Raw genomic sequence first — 17,385 nt, forward strand, 5'->3', positions numbered from 1 at the left:
GACCGGGAAACTATGCTTCTTCTCCGCCAACTTAACGCCAGGGGAGCAAAGTATGGCGCGTGATGCCGGTCTCGTTAAGGCATTTCAGGCATCCTCCGACGCTTGTCCGATACCGGAAGCGATCGCGCTGATCGGCGAGCGCTGGACCTGTCTCATCCTGCGCGCCTCGATGCTGGGACTGCGTCATTTCGAGGAATTCCAGTCGTGCCTGGGGATTGCGCGCAACATCCTGTCCGACCGGCTCGGCCGGCTGGTCGAAGCCGACATTCTTGCCCGCTCGCCGGATCCGGACGACCGCCGGAAGGTGATCTATGCGCTGACCGAGCGGGGCGCGCAGCTGCTTCCGGTCATGGCCGCGCTTCGCCAGTGGGCGCTCGACGCCGGTCTCGGCAAGCCGACCCATCCCGCGCTCGCCGACCGGCGCGACCGCAAGCCGGTGGCCCGGATGACGCTTCAGGCGCACGATGGGCGCGAGCTCGCGCTCGAGGACCTGGTCTGGATCGGGGCCGACGGGGAGGTGCTCGCGCTTCCGGCGCCGATCAGCCGGAGCAGAAAAAAGGCCGCCTGAACCAGGCGGCCTTTTCAAGGAAGCTTATTCGTAGTCGCCGCCCGACGGGGTCGGCCGCGGCGGGGCGGCCGCGGTGAGGCGGAGCGCCTCGGCCGATTCGGCCAGCGAGGCCAGCTCGTCGGTCGCATCCTCTTCATCAATCTGGACGCGCTGGAGGCTCGACACCACCGCTTCCTGAAGATCGCGCGGACGAACGGTTTCCTCGGCGATCTCGCGCAGGGCCACGACCGGGTTCTTGTCGCGGTCGCGATCGATGGTGAGGTCGGCGCCGCCCGAAATCTGGCGGGCGCGCTGGGCGGCCATCAGGACCAGATCGAAACGGTTCGGGATCTTGTCGACGCAATCTTCGACGGTGACGCGTGCCATGCGGCTTGGCCTTCTCGGGTAAAAGCAGAAGCTGTGAAGAGAGGCCGGGGACCTAAGGAGGAAGTGGCCACAAGTCAAGGAAAGCCGGTTTGCGTGCCCCGCCGGACCAGCTAGGCAAGGACGCACGATGGCCACCGTCCAGCCCCGTCCCGAGCCCGCCGGTCCAATCACGGCCGAGATTGCCGGAACGCGCCTGACGCTGGTCGAGCGTGGCGCCGACCGGCTCCGGCTTCTCCTGCTGATGATCGACCGGGCGACGACCTCGGTGCGGATGATCTTCTACATGATGGACGGCGACGCGGTCGGCGAGGCGGTGCGCGATGCGCTGGTCCGGGCGGCCCGGCGCGGCTGCGACGTGCGGCTGGTCCTGGACGGCTTCGGTTCGGACATTCCTTCCGGCTTCCTCGATCCGCTCCACGAGGCAGGCGGCCATAGCTGCCTGTTCCACCCGCGGATCGGCGCACGCTACCTCCTGCGCAACCATCAGAAACTGGTCGTGATCGACGATTCCGAAGGCCTGACCGGCGGCGCGAATCTGACGGTCGATTATATGAGCGACCACAGCGACAGCCGCTGGCGCGACCTGTGGATCCACATCGAGGGGCCGGCGATCCGTCCCGCAGCGCGCTATTTCGACGCCGTGCAGCGCTGGACCACCTCGCCCAAGCCCCGGCTTCGCGAACTGCGCCGGCTGCTGCACCGCTTCTCGCAGCACAAGGGGCCGCTGCAGTGGCAATATTCAGGGCCGGTGCGACGCTTCCATCCCTGGACGGTGGGGGTCGCGCGCGAGCTGATCGCAGCGAAGCGGCTGGACATGATCTCGGCCTATTTCGCACCTCCCTTCGCGATGCTGCGGCGGCTGTGGCGGCTCGGCGACCGGGGTGAGGTGCGGATCGTGACCGCGGCCAAGTCGGACAATAATGCGACCATCGCCGCGGCGCGCTTCACCTACCGCCGCCTGCTTCGCCACCGGGTGCGAATGTTCGAATATCAGCCGGAGAAATTGCACACCAAGCTGCTGATCATCGACGATGTCGTCCACATCGGCTCGGCCAATTTCGATTTCCGCAGCCTCTACCTCAATCTCGAGATCATGTTGCGGATCGACGATGCCGGCTTCGCCCGGGAGGTGCGCGGCTATTTCGAGCGTCAGCTTGCCGACTGCACCGAAATCACCCCCGCGCTCCACCGCGCCCGCGCGACCTGGTGGAAGCGGATCAAATGGGCGCTCAGCAATTTCCTGGTGACGGCGGTGGATTATACCGTGACCCGCCGCCTCAACTTCGGGCCCGAAGGCTAGGCCTCGTTCCTCCACGCCCAGAAGAGGGTCGCGGGGGGAACGTTGATCCACTCGAAGCCGCGGTCCAGCCGATCGAAGAAGGGCGCGATGAAGTCGCGGACCTTGGGGCTGAACTGATAAACGAGGAAGGCGCCGCCCGGACGGACCGCGCGCGCCGTCGCCGCACCGATCGCATCGCCGACGCCCGGCGGAAGCGTCGAGAAGGGCAGGCCCGAGACGATATAGTCGGCCTGGCCGAGGCCGCGGTCCGATAGCACCTTCTCCACGTCCGCCGCGCTCGCGGTCACCGCGATCAGGCGGGGATCGTCGATGCTTTCCTTCAGGTAGGCGGTGAATTCAGGGTTGGTGTCGATCGTCACCAGCTTCGCATCTTCCGGAAGCCGGTCGAGGATCACGCGGGTGAAGGTCCCGACGCCCGGGCCATATTCGACGAACAGCTTGGTCTCGGCCCAGTCGACCGGGCCGAGCATCTTGTCGATGAGGCGCTGCGAGGAGGGGATGATCGAACCGACCATCACCGGGTGCTTGACGAACCCCAGAAGGAAGGCGAGCCGCTCCGAGCCGCCCCTGCGGCGTCGGGCAAGGCGGCGCCGTTCCTTGAGAGCGCGGGCAGAAGTGGCTTGCATGGGGGCTCCGGCTAAAGCGTCGGCGGGCGGCTGGCAATGGAGAAGAGCCAATGCCCGCCGCCTTGGCAAGTTCCGCCGGGCCGCTAGGAGCATTTTCCATGGCGGACGGAGCATTGCGGCGACAGAAGGTCGGGAGATCGGCCCTCACCACCACGCATTTCCTGCTGCTCTTTTCCGCCATGCTGGTCGCGGCCGCGGGCAATACCGCGCTCCAGTCGGTCATGCCGGCGATCGGCCGCGCGGTCGGGATCGCCGATTTTTGGGTCGCCATCGCCTATACGTGGAGCGCGGTCCTGTGGGTCTGGCTCGCGCCCTACTGGGCCGAGCGCAGCGACCACCACGGGCGCAAGGCGCTGACCCTGCTCGGGCTCGGCGGCTTCATCGTCTCGATGACCCTGTGCGGCTTTGCGCTCATCGCCGGCCTTCACGGCTGGGTCGGGCCGGCGCTGACCTTCGTCCTGTTCGGCCTGTTCCGGGCGATCTACGGCGCGCTCGGCTGCGCGACGCCGAGCGCGACCCAGGCCTATCTGGCCTCGCGCACACGCCGCTCCGCCCGGACCGCACAGCTTTCCGCCTTGTCGAGCTCGTTCGGGCTGGGGACGATCGTCGGGCCGGCGCTGGCGCCCCTGTTCGTCTTGCCCTTCATCGGCCTGCCCGGCCCGCTTTTCGCCTTCGCGATCATCGCGCTCGTGGTGTTCGCCGCGATCCAGCTCGGCCTGCCCGACGATCGCGGGCATCTGGGCCGCGGCCGCGGCGCGGCAATGAGCTATCCGAGCCTCGCCTCGATGATCACCGGGGCGAGCGTCCGCGCCGCGACCGCACCTTATCGCCAGAAAAGGCTGTCATGGCGTGACAGCCGGATCCGGCAGTGGATCCTCGCCGGTGTCGTCGCCGGTCATGCCCAGGCCGCGACCCTGACCTGCCTTGGCTTCTTCATTATCGACACGCTCAAGGTCCCGCCGCTCGGCGCCGAGCAGCCGATCGCGATCGTGATGATGGCCGGCGCGGGCGGGACGCTGGCGGCGCAATGGGGGATCATCCCCAAGCTCAACCTGTCGCCGCGCGCGCTGATCGTATGGGGCTCGGTGATCGCCGCCATCGGTCTGGGCGTGACCGCGCTTGCGTCCGACCTCTACGGGCTGGTGCTCGGCTTCGGCCTTACCTCGATCGGCTTCGGCTTCACCCGGCCGGGCTTCACCTCGGGCGCGAGCCTCGCCGTCCCGCTCGCCGAGCAGGGCGGCGTGGCCGGGGTGATCACCTCGGCCAACGGCATTTCCTATGTCGCCGCGCCGGGGCTCGGCATGGCGCTCTACGCGGTCGACCCGCACCTGCCCTTCGCGGTGGCGCTGGGCACGGTGCTGGTCCTCGCCTGGTGGGGCCGCCGCCTCGCCTAGCTCTTCCCGCCCGCCTTGGGCTGGAGCATGCCCGGACTGACGAAGCCGATGCCGCCGCGATCCGGGCGGACCGCGTCGCTCTTTAGCGTGTCCTGGATCCGCTCATATTCCGCGAGCATCTCCGGGGTCACCGACGCACGGGTTTCGGCCAGCGCGGTCTCGAAGTCGCCCATCGATACCTGCGCGTTGCCGAGGTCGCGGCGGAGCGCGGTAAGGCCCGCGCGCCGGGTCAGGTCCTCGAGATCGGCGCCGGTGAAGCGCTCGGTCCGGCGGGCCAGCACCTCGAGGTCGACATCGGGGGCAAGCGGCATCGACTTGGTGTGGATCGCGAGGATTCGGCGCCGGCCGGCGACGTCGGGCGGCCCGACATAGACGAGCTCGTCGAGGCGCCCCGGACGGAGCAGCGCCGGATCGATGAGGTTCGGCCGGTTGGTCGCGCCGATCAGCACCACCCCCTGGAGCTCCTCGAGCCCGTCCATCTCGGCAAGGATGGTGTTGACCACCCGCTCGGTCACCTGCGGCTCGCCGAGGCCCCCGCCACGCGCCGGGACCAGGCTGTCGAGCTCGTCGATGAAGATCACCGTCGGCGCGACCTGGCGGGCCCGTGCGAACAGCCGCGCGATCTGCTGCTCGCTCTCGCCATACCATTTGGAAAGGAGGTCCGAGCTCTTGGTCGCGATGAAATTCGCCTGGCTCTCGCGCGCCGCCGCCTTGGCGAGGAGCGTCTTGCCGGTGCCCGGCGGACCGTAGAGGAGGAAGCCCTTGGCCGGCCGGATGCCGAGGCGCCGGAAGGCATCGGGATGCTTGAGGGGAAGCTCGACGCCTTCCTTGAGCTTGGACGCGGCGGCATCGAGCCCGCCGACATCATCCCAGCCGATGGTCGGGACCTGGACCATGACCTCGCGCATGGCCGACGGCTGGACGCGCTTCAGGGCATTGTCGAAGTCGGACGCGAGCACGCTCAGCTTGTCGAGGATCTCGGTCGGGATGGTCCCGTCGGCGAGATTGATCTCGGGCATGATCCGGCGGACCGCCTCGAGCGCGGCCTCGCGGGTCAAGGCGCCGAGGTCGGCCCCGACGAAGCCGTAGGTGCGCTTGGCCAGCTCATCGAGATCGACGCCGTCGGCCAGCGGCATGCCGCGAGTATGGATGCCGAGGATCTCGCGGCGACCGGTCTCGTCGGGGACGCCGACCACGATCTCGCGGTCGAACCGGCCGGGACGGCGAAGCGCCTCGTCGATCGCCTCGGGCCGGTTGGTCGCGGCGATGACGACGAGGTTCTGCCGCGGCTCAAGCCCATCCATCAGCGTCAGCAACTGCGCGACGAGGCGCTTCTCGGCCTCGCCCGAGACCTGGTCGCGCTTGGGCGCGATCGAGTCGATCTCGTCGATGAAGATGATCGACGGCGCGGCCTGGCTGGCCTCCTCGAACAGTTCGCGGAGGCGCTTTTCGGATTCACCATAGGCCGAGCCCATGATCTCGGGGCCGGCGATATGGAAGAATTGCGCATCGCTCTCGTTGGCGACCGCGCGCGCCAGCCGGGTCTTGCCGGTGCCGGGCGGGCCATGGAGCAGCACGCCCTTGGGCGGATCGACGCCGAGGCGCTGGAACAATTCGGGGTGGCGGAGCGGAAGCTCGACCATTTCGCGCAGCGCGTCGATGGTGTCGCGCATGCCGCCGAGATCGTCATAGGTGACATCGGCCCGGCGCTCGCCATGCTGCTCGGTATATTCGGGAAGCAGTTCGACCACCGTGTCGCGGTCGATGTGGACGATCCCGCGGGGCGTGGTGGCGACCACCGCCAGCCGCACTTCCTGAAGCGCGAAGGCGGGCGCGTTGAGTAGCTGGCGGACATGGTCGGGCATGTCGGCATTGACCCGCTGGTGGCCCGCGGTCGCGACCGTATCACCCGCGGTCAGCGGCCGTCCGGCGAAGCTGCGCTTCAGCGCCTCCGACGAGCCCTGCAGCCGGACATTGTTCTGTGCCGGCGCGAACACGACCCGGGTGGCCGCCTTGGACGTGCCGCGGCGGACCTCGACGAAATCGCCCGAGCCGACGCCCGCATTGGCGCGCTGGAGGCCGTCGAGGCGGATGATGTCGAGACCCTCGTCATCGCCATAGGGGCGGATCGCGCGGGCCGGGGTCGAGCGCTTGCCGACGATCTCGATCACGTCGCCGTCCTGCAGGCCGAGCTGGTCCATGATGGTGGTCGGCACGCGCGCGATCCCGCGGCCGCTGTCGGCTGGTGGCAGGTTGGCCACCTGCAGGCGGCGAATTTCGGTCTCGACGTCGGCCATTCATTGCTCCTTTGCGGCGCCCAACATCAGGCACCGCACATGGGTTCAATGTGGGCGAAGGTGCGCGCGAAAAAAGAGGGCTATTTGAGCAGGCCCGCGATCCGCCGGAGGACGGACCGGGGCAGGATGCGCGGACTTTGCGCGCCGACCTTGTTGAAAAGGCCGGGCACCACGACGGCTTGGTTGGCCGACAGCGCGGCGAGCCCCGCCTCGACCACCGGCCCCGGGAGCATGGCGATCCGGTCGAAGGTCTTGGCGACCGTCGGTTCGAAGCCGGCGAGCTCGCCGAACTCGGTCTGGGTCGGTCCGGGGCAGAGCGCGGTGACGTGGACCCCGGTCCCCCGCACTTCCTCGTGCAGCGCCTCGGTGAAGCTCAGCACGTAGGCCTTGGTGGCGAAATAGACGCCCATGCCGGGGCCGGGCTGGAAGGCGGCGGTCGAGGCGACGTTGAGGATTCCGCCGCGCCCGCGTTCGATCATGCCGGGCAGGACGCCGCGCGACAGTTCGGTAAGGAGGCCGCAGTTGAGGTCGATCATCTGCCGCAGGCGCTTCACATCCTGCTCGGCGACCCGGCCGCGAAGCCCGAAGCCCGCATTATTGATCAGGCAGTCGACATGTTCGCCATGGCTGGCGAGGTCGGAGAGTAGGCGCTCGGCAGCGCCCTCCTCGGCAAGATCGAGGGCAAGGGCGCGGGCATTGCCGAGTTCGGCCGCCAGCGCCTCGAGCCGGTCCTTGCGCCGGGCGACCAGCACCAGCCGCGATCCCTGCTTCGAGAGCTGGCGGGCGAAGTCGACCCCCAGGCCCGCCGAAGCGCCGGTGATGAGAACGACTGGTGCGGTCATCAATGTCTCCGTTAGGCGACGGTCGCCTTGACGATGGTGCCCGGGGTACGCGGCGGCTCACCAACGGGAAGCGCGTCGACATGCTCCATGCCGCTCTCGACATTGCCCCAGACGGTGTACTGGCGGTCGAGGAAGCGGGCGTCGTCGAAGCAGATGAAGAACTGGCTGTTGGCCGTGTCGGGCTGATTGGTCCGGGCCATCGAGCAGGTCCCGCGGACGTGCGGCTCGGCGTTGAACTCGGCCTTGAGGTCGGGAAGGTCCGAACCGCCCATGCCAGTGCCGGTGGGGTCGCCGCCCTGGGCCATGAAGCCCGGGATCACGCGGTGAAACTTCACGCCGTCGTAAAAGCCCTTGGCGGCGAGACCGGCGATGCGCTCGACATGACCCGGGGCGAGATCCGGACGGAGGCGAATGACGACGTCGCCGCCGCTCGAAAGGGTAAGGGTGAGGGTCTGCGGCTGGTCGGCCATGAAAAACGCTCCTGCTGTAATATTGCCGCGCACTTAAGCATTGCGCCCGCCGAGCGCCACCCCGCAGGGGTGACAAAGGCGCCGCGGAGTGACAGGAGGCGCCGAGCATCACCAGCAAGCGGGACGGGGAGGACAGATGAGCGAGCGCGAACCGCTTGATGCCGAACTGCTGTCCGCGACCGACGCGAGCCCCGCGCATGGCGAGGAGCCCGAGCGGGTGGTGATGGACAGCGAGGACCGGCTTCGTCCCGACTTCGTCGCCGAAGTGCTCGACGCGGTGCACGACGGCGACGCCGAGACCGCGCGCGAACTGGTCGAGCCGCTCCATCCCGCCGATGTCGCCGATCTCATCGAGCTGGCCCGCGCCGACGAGCGCGAGGGGCTGGTGGCGGCGCTTGCCGAACTGGTCGACGCCGAGGTGCTGGCCGAGCTCAACGAGCATGTCCGCGAGATCCTCGTTGCCGAAATGGCGCCCGAGCGGGTCGCCGAAATCGCCGGCGAACTCGACACCGACGACGCGGTCGCGATCATCGAGGATCTCGAGGAGGACGAGCAGCGCGCCGTGCTGCGCGCGATGGAGCCCGACGACCGGGCGGCGATCGAGGAAGCGCTTACCTACGGCGAGGAGACCGCCGGCCGCCTGATGCAGCGGGACCTGATCGCGGTTCCGACGCACTGGAACGTCGGCCAGGTGATCGATTACCTGCGCTCCGAAAGCGATCTTGCCGACGATTTCTGGGAAGTGTTCGTGGTCTCGCCGTCGCACCATCCGGTCGGGACCTGCAAGCTGTCGACCATCCTCCGCTCGCCCCGCGCGACGAGCGTCTCCTCGATCATGGCCGAGGAGCAGACCCTCATCCCGGTCGACATGGACCAGGAAGACGTCGCGCTGCGCTTCCAGAAATATGCGCTGGTCTCGGCCGCGGTGGTCGATGCGAGTGGCCGGCTCGTCGGCATGATCACCGTCGACGACATCGTCCACATCATCCAGCAGGAAGCGGGCGAGGACGTGCTGCTGCTCGCCGGCGCGGGCGAAGGCGACATCAACGAGGCGCTTGCCCCGACCATCCGGCGGCGGCTGACCTGGCTGGTGATCAACCTCGGTACCGCCATCCTTGCGGCAAGCGTGGTCGGCTTCTTCCAGTCGGAGATCGCGGCCTTCGCGCTGCTCGCGGTGCTGATGCCGATCGTCTCGGGTATGGGCGGCAATGCCGGGACGCAGACGCTGGCGGTCACGGTGCGGGCGCTTGCGACCAACCAGCTGACCTCGTCGAACACGCTCCGGATGTTCGGCCGCGAGTTCAAGATCGCGCTCGCCAACGGCCTCGCCCTCGGCGTGCTGATCGGTTGCGGGGTCGGGCTCCTGTTCGGCAATGCGACGCTCGGCTGGGTGATCGCGGCGGCGATGGTGATCAACAATCTTGTCGCGGGGACGGTCGGGATCATGGTCCCGGTGACCCTCGAGCGGCTGCGGATCGACCCTGCGGTCTCATCGGCGGTGTTCGTCACCACGGCGACCGACGTGATGGGCTTCTTCAGCTTCCTCGGGCTTGCGGCAGCGGTCGGGCTGGCTAGCTAAGCCCTTGATCGGGCGTCGCTAAATAGCCATTAGCAGCCTCGTGCCGCTGCATCTCACCAAAGTCGCCGTCGGCTGCCGCGACCTTCCCGCGCTGGAACGCCGCTTCGCCTCGCGCAGCGTCGACGGCGAGGTGCGTGTCGTGACCAGGATGCGGCCCAAGCGAATGGCCGAGATCGTCGAGGGCGGCGCGCTTTACTGGATCGTCCAGCACCGGCTGGTCGCCTGCGCCACCATCCTGCGGTTCGAGGACCGGCCCGACGGTCGGCTCGACATCGTCTGTTCCGAGCGCCTTCAGGCGATCCCGACCATGCCCAAGCGCGCGCATCAGGGCTGGCGCTATCTCGCCCACGAGGATGCGCCCAAGGCCGGGGACAATGACGATAGCGGGATGAGCCTGCTTCCGCCCTCTCTCTATGGGCGGCTGTCGGCGCTGGCCCTGCTCTAGCGCGCCTCGCGGCAGCCGCTGACGGTGACCGAGCCGCTTGCGCGAAGGACGCAGGCGGGGTTGCCCGCGACCTGCACCTGGACCGCGCCGCTGGCCGTGACGGTCGCCTTCGACCTTGCGACGACCGAGACCGTTCCGGCGCCGTCGGCGGCGAGGGTGATCTCGTCGGACAGGAGACTGGCCGCATCGAGCGCGGCGGTGCCGCGGTTGATATAATTGGCGGCCTTGGTCCGGCCCGCGAGCTTCAGCGAGCCGCTGCCCTGGGCCGAGGCATTGACCCGGTCGGCCGTCAGCGCGCCGACGCTGAGCACTCCCGAGCCCTGCATCGCGAGATCGACCGAAAGGCCGCTCATCCGGTCAATGGCGAGGCTGCCGGCGCCGACGAGGAGCGCCGTTCGCAGCGAAGGCGTCGCAAGGCTGATTCGAACGGGGCCATAAGAGGCTGCGCCGCTGAACGACTGGCTGCGCTGGCGGAGGATGAGGGTTGTGCCTTCGACCCTGAGATCGATAGCGTCGAGCGCGGCAGGGCTCCCTTCTGCCCGCGCGGACGGGGCGCGGCCGGTAGCAAGCGTGATGCTGTAGGGGCCCTCCACCCGGATCCGGTCGAAGCTCGTGACCGAGAAGGTCCGCGGGAGCGACGCCGCACCGAGCGGGGTCGAGGCGGCGAGCAGGAAAAGGGCGAGGTAGCGCGTCATGGCGCCACACTCGCCCCTAATGGTTAACGGACCTTCAAGCCGCCAGGATCAGGAGCAGCGGATATCGCCGCTGCCCTTCTTGCTGGTCTCGCAACGCGCGCCGCCGCTGATCTCGATATCGCCCGAGCCCATGATGCTGGCACGGGCCTGGCCGGTGGCATTGGCGCGGATGCTGCCGCTGCCGGCGATCGAGGCTTCGGCGCGAGTCGCGGTGAGGCCGGCGGCGTCAACCTCGCCCGACCCGGCGATCGAATAGCGCGCATCCTCGGCCTTGCCGGCGACGCGACCGTTGCCGGAGCCCGCGATCGACAGCTTCAGCTCGCGGACCGCGACCTGCCCGACGTCGAGATCGCCCGAACCTGCCACATCGGCTTCGAAACGTTCGCCGGAGACGCGGTCGATGCGGACATCGCCCGAGCCTGCGATCCTTGCCGCCTCGAGCGCCGGGACCGTGATGGTGACCGTGGCGTTGCGGTCGTTCCAGCTGAACGAGTTCAGCCACCCCTTCTGCTCGGGGCGGATGCGGAGGCGATTGCCTTCGACCGACACGTTCATCCGCTCAATCAGCTTCTGCGGGCCCTCGGCCCGGACCGAGGCCGTCTTGCCGGTCGTGACCTGGACATCGAAGGGCCCGGCAATCTCGATCGAGCGGAAGTCGCCGACCTCGAAGGCGCGGCTGGTGGCCGGACCGCCGTTTTCCTTGGCGCCCGCGGAGCAGGCCGCCGCGGCGACGGAGAGAAGGACGATCGATCCGAGATGCTGGCGACGCATGGGCATTCCCCTGACTAGCTGTATTGCATGATTAATACAGCAGTGCGGAGCGCCACGCAAACAAAAAGGCGCCGCCCCGTCGGGCAGCGCCTTCCTGTTTCGCGGAAGAATAGCGGAGGGGCTTAGTCCTCGACGACTTCCTTGGTCTTGTGATGGACCAGCGCGGCCTTGTTCAGGATCTCGTGGATCTTGGCCAGCGCCGACTTCTCGTCGGTCTGCTCCATCGCACCGAGTTCGCGCGCCAGGCGCGAGGCGGCGGCTTCGAAGATCTGGCGTTCCGAATAGCTCTGCTCGGGCGCATCGTCCGGGCGGAACAGGTCACGGGTCACCTCGGCGATCGACGACAGGTCACCCGAGTTGATCTTCGCTTCATATTCCTGGGCGCGGCGCGACCACATGGTGCGCTTCACCTTGGGCTTGCCCTTGAGGATCTCGAGCGCGGCCAGCATCGTCTTGTCGCTGCTGAGCTTGCGCATGCCCACCGAGTCGGCCTTGTTGACCGGAACCCGCAGGGTCATCTTTTCCTTTTCGAAACGGAGAACATAGAGCTGCAGGCTGGTGCCCGCGATCTCGGTGCTCTGGAGTTCCACGACGCGTCCAACACCATGCTTGGGGTAAACCACGTAATCGCCAACGTCGAAGCTAAGAGCCTTCGCTGCCATTATTGACCTTTCCAGATGCGGGATATGGTCAATGGTCGGATCGGCGCCCCCAAGTCGCCCCGGCCATCATCATCCCTGTGCGGACACTGCCTGTGTTAAACAGTTGCGAACAAGGCCGCCTGCACGGTCATGCAGGTCGGCCCCTTGTCTTCACTCTTTAACACAAAGCCATTCAAATCGCTAGCCCCAGCTGCCGGGGCATCCCGTCGTTAACGGGGACGAGGTTGGACAGTCCGAGCCCGAGCAGCCGCACCCCCCGCGGAACCGGAAGCAGCTGGTCGAGGAGAAAGTGACCGGCAGCGGCGAAGCTGGCCGGATCGGCGATCGGGTCGGCGAAGGTCTTGGCGCGGCTGATCAGCTGGAAGTCCGAAAATTTGACCTTGAGCGTGACCGTGTGCCCGGTCGCCTTGGAGCGCATGATCCGCTCCCAGGCGAGGCCCGCGACCCGCTCGAGCTCGCCGTGCAGGGCTTCGGGTCTCGAATGGTCCTCGTTGAAGGTCCGCTCGGCGCTGACCGACTTCGCCTGCCGGCTGCTGCGCACCGGGCGCTCGTCAAGTCCGCGGGCGATCCGCCAGTACCAGTCACCCGAACTGCCGAACCTGCCCTTCAGCTCGTCGAGGCTGAGTTGCTGCAGGTCGGCTCCGGTCATGATTCCCAGTGCCTCGAGTCGCTCGGCCGTCTTCGGGCCGATCCCGTGGAAGCGGCCGACCGGAAGCGAGGCGATGTAGCGCTGCGCCTGCTCGGGGCGGATCACGCACAGGCCGTCGGGCTTGTTCTGGTCGCTGGCGAGCTTGGCGACGAACTTGCAGTAGGAGACGCCTGCGGATGCGGTTAGGCCCGTCTCCTCGCGGATTCGACGGCGGATCGCCTCGGCGATCGCGCGGGCCGACCCGAGGCCGTGGCGGTCCTCGCTGACATCGAGATAGGCCTCGTCGAGGCTCAGCGGCTCGATATGGTCGGTATAGTCGGCGAAGATCGCCCGGATCTGCGTCGACACCGCCTTATAGGCATCGAAGCGGGGCTTCACGAAGATGAGGTCGGGACAGCGCCGCTTGGCGGTGACCGAGGGCATGGCGGAGCGCACGCCGAACACCCGCGCTTCGTAGCTCGCCGCGGCAACTACCCCGCGATGACCACCGCCCACCGCCACCGGCTTGCCGCGAAGCTCGGGATTGTCGCGCTGCTCGACGCTGGCGAAGAAGGCATCCATGTCGACGTGGATGATCTTGCGCACGGGGGGGGGCGGTTCGGGCGTATCGTCGGGGAGCGGAGACGGGGCCGGCGCGTTCACCCCCCGTTCCCTACCTTGGCTTGAGCGGAGAGTCATGCTTTAGGGCCGCCAAACTCTCATCTTCCGGGAAGATTCATGAACATCCACGAATATCAGGCCAAGGAATTGCTCGCGAAATATGGCGTGCCGGTTCCGGCGGGACATGCGGCGATGACTGTCGAAGAAGCCGTCAAGGCGGCCGAGCAGCTTCCCGGACCCCTGTGGGTGGTCAAGGCGCAGATCCACGCAGGCGGTCGCGGCAAGGGCAAGTTCAAGGAACTGGGACCCGACGCCAAAGGCGGTGTCCGCCTCGCCAAGTCGATCGACGAAGTCCGCGCCCACGCCGAGGAGATGCTCGGCAAGACGCTCGTCACGGTCCAGACCGGCGATGCCGGCAAGGAGGTGCAGCGCCTCTACATCACCGACGGCGTCGATATCGCCAAGGAATTCTACCTCGCGCTGCTGGTCGACCGCGAGACCGGCCGTATCGCGGTGGTCGCCTCGACCGAGGGCGGCATGAACATCGAGGACGTCGCCCACGACACCCCCGAGAAGATCGAGACCATCACCATCGATCCCGCCACCGGGCTGATGCCGCACCACGGCCGCGCGGTCGCGGCGGCGCTTGGCCTCACCGGCGATCTCGCCAAGCAGGCCTCGAAGGTCCTCGCCGGCCTCTACGCCGCCTTCCTCGGCAGCGACGCCGAGCAGATCGAGATTAACCCGCTCGCCATCACCGACGACGGCAAGCTGATGGTGCTCGACGCTAAGGTCGGCTTCGACGGCAACGCCATGTTCCGCCACAAGGATCTCGCCGACCTGCGCGACCTCACCGAAGAGGATCCGATGGAAGTCGAGGCGTCCAAGTACGACCTCGCCTACATCAAGCTCGACGGCGACATCGGCTGCATGGTGAACGGCGCCGGCCTCGCCATGGCGACGATGGACATCATCAAGCTGAATGGCGCCTTCCCGGCCAATTTCCTCGACGTCGGCGGCGGCGCCAACAAGGAAAAGGTCACCGCGGCGTTCAAGATCATCCTCGCCGATCCGGCGGTGAAGGGAATCCTGGTCAACATCTTCGGCGGCATCATGAAGTGCGACATCATCGCCGACGGCATCGTCGCCGCCGCGCGCGAGGTCGATCTCAAGGTCCCGCTGGTGGTCCGCCTCGAGGGCACCAACGTCCAGCAGGGCAAGGACATTCTCGCCAACTCGGGCCTGCCGATCGTCGCCGCCAACGACCTCGGCGATGCGGCCGCCAAGATCGTCGCGGAAGTGAAGAAGGCGGCCTGAGCGTCGTCCCGGTGAAGGCCGGGACCTCAGGCTACCTAGGAAATGCTCATGTCACCTGAGATCCCGGCCTGCGCCGGGATGACGGAGGAAACGAAATGAAGGTACTCGTCGCGGTCAAGCGCGTGATCGACTACAATGTGAAACCCCGGGTGAAGATGGACGGTACGGGCGTCGATCTCGCCAACGTGAAGATGAGCATGAACCCCTTCGACGAGATCGCCGTCGAGGAAGCCATCCGCCTGAAGGAAAAGGCCGGGGCGACCGAGATCGTGGTCGTGTCGGTGGGCCCGCAGAAGGCGCAGGAAACGATCCGCACCGCGCTCGCCATGGGCGCCGACCGCGGCATCCTCGTCCAGACCGACGACGAGGTCGAGCCGCTCGGCGTCGCCAAGATTCTTGCCAGGATCGTCGAGGAAGAGCAGCCGCAGGTCGTGCTGCTCGGCAAGCAGGCGATCGACGACGATTCGAGCCAGGTCGGGCAGATGCTCGGCGCGCTGACCGGCTACGGCCAGGGCACTTTCGCCTCGAAGGTCGAGATCGCGGGCGATACCGCGAACGTCACCCGCGAGGTCGACGGCGGGCTCGAGACCGTCGCGCTCAAGCTCCCGGCGATCGTCACCACCGACCTTCGCCTCAACGACCCGCGCTACCCGTCGCTGCCGAACATCATGAAGGCCAAGGCCAAGCCGCTCGCGACCAAGTCGCCGGCCGACTATGGCGTCGACACCGCGCCGCGGCTCGAAATGCTCAAGGTCGCCGAGCCCGCCAAGCGCGTCGGCGGCGCCAAGGTCGGATCGGTCGATGAACTGGTCGCCAAGCTCAAGTCTCTCGGAGTTGTCGCATGAAGATCCTGGTTCTCGGCGAGCACGCCAACGGCAAGGTGAAGGATTCGACGCTGGCGACCCTCGGCGCCGCGGCCAAGCTCGGCGGCGAAACCGATCTGCTGCTGATCGGGTCGGATGCGGCTGGCGCCGCGGACGACGCCAAGAGCATCGGCGGTGTCGCCAAGGTGCTGGTCGCTGCCGACGCGGGCCTCGACCATGAGCTGGCCGAGACGGTCGCGCCGCTGCTCCATCGCCTGATGGAAGGCTATGACGTCCTTCTCGCCAGCTCGACCACCACGGGTCGCAACATCGCCCCGCGCGTCGCCGCCTTGCTCGACGTCGCGCAGGTCAGCGACATCATCGCGGTCGAAGGGCCGGACACGTTCCAGCGCCCGATCTACGCCGGCAACGCGATCGCCACGGTTCGCTCGAAGGACGCCAAGAAGGTCATCACCGTTCGCGGCACCGCCTTCACCAAGGCCGAGCGCAGCGGCGGATCGGCCTCGGTCGAGACGGTCGACGCAGGCGTCAGCAACGCCGTGTCGAGCTTCGTGTCGATGGAAGCTTCGGAAAGCGAACGCCCCGAGCTGACCAGCGCCAAGATCATCGTCTCGGGTGGCCGTGCCCTGGGCTCGTCGGACCAGTTCCATGCGCTGATCGACCCGCTCGCCGACAAGCTCGGCGCCGCGGTCGGTGCCAGCCGCGCCGCGGTCGACGCGGGTTATGCCCCGAACGACTATCAGGTCGGCCAGACCGGCAAGATCGTTGCCCCGGAGCTCTATGTCGCGGTCGGCATCTCGGGCGCGATCCAGCATCTCGCCGGCATGAAGGACTCCAAGGTCATCGTCGCGATCAACAAGGACGAGGAAGCCCCGATCTTCCAGATCGCCGACGTCGGGCTCGTCGGCGACCTGTTCAAGCTGGTCCCGGAGCTGACCGAGAAGCTCTGAGCTTCCGGGGCACTAGCCGCGGCTCGAATATCGGCTAACCTCGTCCGGCCGATCATCTGGACGAGGATGGCCTGTACATGTCGAACGCGTTGACGATCCTGATCGTGGCGAGCCTCGCCGCCGGGACGGCGGAACCCAAGGCGCCGGTGACCCTCGCGCCGCTGACGCCGTGGAACCTCGACTATGGCGAGAACAGCTGCAAGCTCGCCCGGACCTTCGGCGACAAGGCCAATCCGCTGACCCTGATCTTCGAACGGATCGGGCCGGGATCGCGGATGACCATGATCGCCCTCGGCGGACCGCTCGGCGCCCCGATGAGCGCGGGCTGGGCCAAGGCCAGCTTCCTGCCTTTCTCCGAGCGGCTGTTCGAGGACGGCATGATCGCCGAGACGAAGGAGACCAAGAAGACCGCCATCCTGTGGTCGGGCGTCGGCTTCGTCGACGAGGAGCGGCTGTCGCCCTCGGACCGCCGAATGAAGGATCGCGAGCGGCGCGACCTCGCCAAGGAAGAGGCGGAGCGCGCGGAGATCGACCGCAGTGCGGCGGCGGTGACCGCGGTGCGCATCGCCGAGCCGGGACGCAAGCCGATCCTCCTGCAGACCGGTGCGATGGGGAAGGGCGTGGCGATGATGCGCGACTGCGCCCGCGACCAGCTCCGCACCTGGGGCATCGATCCCGCCGTCGAGGACAAGATCGTCGTCCGCGCCAGGGCGACCAAGGACCTCGCCAGCCTCCTCGACTGGCGCGACTATCCGTCGAACGCGATGCGCGAGGGCCAGCAGCAGAAGCTCGATTATCGCCTCAACGTCGATGCGACCGGCAAGGTCACGCGCTGCGTCACGCTCACCATGTTCGATTCGCCCGAATTCGGGAAAGTCGTCTGCGAGAAATTCTCGCGGGCGAAGTTCATGCCGGCAGAACTCGCCGACGGCACCAAGGTGCCGACCTACGTCAACGGCAGCGTCCGCTTCCAGATGCCGGACTAGGCTGACACTTAATCCGGATTTAAGCAGTTTCCCCTAGCCCTCCG

General features: G+C 67.5%; 18 protein-coding genes. 9 read left to right on the plus strand and 9 right to left on the minus strand.

Going from position 1 to position 17,385, the window contains the following annotated elements; all coding sequences use genetic code 11:
* Positions 1-52: 52 nt before the first annotated feature.
* Positions 53-568 carry a winged helix-turn-helix transcriptional regulator gene (locus AC4GYU_RS04125; protein ID WP_491085633.1) on the plus strand — a complete coding sequence of 172 codons (516 nt, stop codon included), beginning with the start codon at positions 53-55 and terminating at the stop codon, positions 566-568.
* 24 nt (positions 569-592) lie between these two features.
* Here AC4GYU_RS04125 and rpoZ read toward each other — a convergent pair whose 3' ends face one another.
* The gene (gene rpoZ, locus AC4GYU_RS04130; RefSeq protein WP_491085634.1) at positions 593-934 is read right to left on the minus strand and encodes a DNA-directed RNA polymerase subunit omega; all 342 of its coding nucleotides are present in this window, start codon (positions 932-934) and stop codon (positions 593-595) included.
* 127 nt (positions 935-1,061) lie between these two features.
* On the opposite strand from rpoZ, the gene AC4GYU_RS04135 reads away from it, so the two are divergent.
* Positions 1,062-2,234, plus strand: a complete 1,173-nt coding sequence (locus AC4GYU_RS04135; RefSeq protein ID WP_491085635.1) for a phospholipase D-like domain-containing protein — start codon at positions 1,062-1,064, stop codon at positions 2,232-2,234.
* Here the strand turns inward: AC4GYU_RS04135 and AC4GYU_RS04140 are convergent.
* A complete protein-coding gene (locus tag AC4GYU_RS04140; RefSeq protein ID WP_491085636.1) occupies positions 2,231-2,860 on the minus strand; it encodes a class I SAM-dependent methyltransferase in 630 nt (209 codons plus the stop codon). The two genes, AC4GYU_RS04135 and AC4GYU_RS04140, sit on opposite strands and share 4 nt — an antisense overlap.
* A gap of 98 nt (positions 2,861-2,958) precedes the next feature.
* Between AC4GYU_RS04140 and AC4GYU_RS04145 the strand changes: the two genes are divergently transcribed.
* On the plus strand, positions 2,959-4,254 hold the full coding sequence (locus AC4GYU_RS04145; RefSeq protein WP_491085637.1) for an MFS transporter: 1,296 nt from the start codon (positions 2,959-2,961) through the stop codon (positions 4,252-4,254).
* Here the strand turns inward: AC4GYU_RS04145 and AC4GYU_RS04150 are convergent.
* From AC4GYU_RS04150 to AC4GYU_RS04160, 3 genes are all read right to left on the minus strand, one after another.
* A complete protein-coding gene (locus tag AC4GYU_RS04150; RefSeq protein WP_491085638.1) occupies positions 4,251-6,551 on the minus strand; it encodes a CDC48 family AAA ATPase in 2,301 nt (766 codons plus the stop codon). The two genes, AC4GYU_RS04145 and AC4GYU_RS04150, sit on opposite strands and share 4 nt — an antisense overlap.
* A gap of 80 nt (positions 6,552-6,631) precedes the next feature.
* A complete protein-coding gene (locus tag AC4GYU_RS04155) occupies positions 6,632-7,393 on the minus strand; it encodes an SDR family NAD(P)-dependent oxidoreductase (RefSeq protein ID WP_491085639.1) in 762 nt (253 codons plus the stop codon).
* 11 nt (positions 7,394-7,404) lie between these two features.
* The gene (locus AC4GYU_RS04160) at positions 7,405-7,863 is read right to left on the minus strand and encodes a peptidylprolyl isomerase (protein WP_491085640.1); all 459 of its coding nucleotides are present in this window, start codon (positions 7,861-7,863) and stop codon (positions 7,405-7,407) included.
* Between the two features lie 136 nt (positions 7,864-7,999).
* On the opposite strand from AC4GYU_RS04160, the gene mgtE reads away from it, so the two are divergent.
* Positions 8,000-9,442, plus strand: coding sequence for a magnesium transporter (gene mgtE / locus AC4GYU_RS04165; RefSeq protein ID WP_491085641.1), 1,443 nt, complete (start codon positions 8,000-8,002; stop codon positions 9,440-9,442).
* 40 nt (positions 9,443-9,482) lie between these two features.
* On the plus strand, positions 9,483-9,887 hold the full coding sequence (locus tag AC4GYU_RS04170) for a DUF1489 family protein (RefSeq protein ID WP_491085642.1): 405 nt from the start codon (positions 9,483-9,485) through the stop codon (positions 9,885-9,887).
* Here the strand turns inward: AC4GYU_RS04170 and AC4GYU_RS04175 are convergent.
* From AC4GYU_RS04175 to dinB, 4 genes are all read right to left on the minus strand, one after another.
* Positions 9,884-10,582, minus strand: a complete 699-nt coding sequence (locus AC4GYU_RS04175; protein WP_491085643.1) for a GIN domain-containing protein — start codon at positions 10,580-10,582, stop codon at positions 9,884-9,886. The two genes, AC4GYU_RS04170 and AC4GYU_RS04175, sit on opposite strands and share 4 nt — an antisense overlap.
* A gap of 48 nt (positions 10,583-10,630) precedes the next feature.
* Positions 10,631-11,353 (minus strand): head GIN domain-containing protein, encoded by a 723-nt coding sequence (locus AC4GYU_RS04180; protein WP_491085644.1) that lies wholly within the window; start codon positions 11,351-11,353, stop codon positions 10,631-10,633.
* 122 nt (positions 11,354-11,475) lie between these two features.
* Positions 11,476-12,015 carry a CarD family transcriptional regulator gene (locus AC4GYU_RS04185; protein WP_029941569.1) on the minus strand — a complete coding sequence of 180 codons (540 nt, stop codon included), beginning with the start codon at positions 12,013-12,015 and terminating at the stop codon, positions 11,476-11,478.
* Positions 12,016-12,187: 172 nt separating this feature from the next.
* On the minus strand, positions 12,188-13,306 hold the full coding sequence (gene dinB / locus AC4GYU_RS04190; protein WP_491085645.1) for a DNA polymerase IV: 1,119 nt from the start codon (positions 13,304-13,306) through the stop codon (positions 12,188-12,190).
* A gap of 75 nt (positions 13,307-13,381) precedes the next feature.
* Between dinB and sucC the strand changes: the two genes are divergently transcribed.
* The 4 genes from sucC to AC4GYU_RS04210 all read left to right on the plus strand — a co-directional run bounded on the left by sucC (position 13,382) and on the right by AC4GYU_RS04210 (position 17,341).
* Positions 13,382-14,581, plus strand: a complete 1,200-nt coding sequence (gene sucC / locus AC4GYU_RS04195) for an ADP-forming succinate--CoA ligase subunit beta (protein ID WP_491085646.1) — start codon at positions 13,382-13,384, stop codon at positions 14,579-14,581.
* A gap of 95 nt (positions 14,582-14,676) precedes the next feature.
* Positions 14,677-15,426, plus strand: a complete 750-nt coding sequence (locus tag AC4GYU_RS04200; protein WP_491085647.1) for an electron transfer flavoprotein subunit beta/FixA family protein — start codon at positions 14,677-14,679, stop codon at positions 15,424-15,426.
* On the plus strand, positions 15,423-16,355 hold the full coding sequence (locus AC4GYU_RS04205) for an electron transfer flavoprotein subunit alpha/FixB family protein (protein ID WP_491085648.1): 933 nt from the start codon (positions 15,423-15,425) through the stop codon (positions 16,353-16,355). Before AC4GYU_RS04200 ends, AC4GYU_RS04205 begins: the two co-directional genes overlap by 4 nt.
* Positions 16,356-16,432: 77 nt before the next feature.
* Positions 16,433-17,341, plus strand: coding sequence for an energy transducer TonB (locus AC4GYU_RS04210; RefSeq protein WP_491085649.1), 909 nt, complete (start codon positions 16,433-16,435; stop codon positions 17,339-17,341).
* Positions 17,342-17,385 lie beyond the last annotated feature (44 nt).

This window comes from Sphingomonas sp. SP2, from assembly GCF_058313385.1.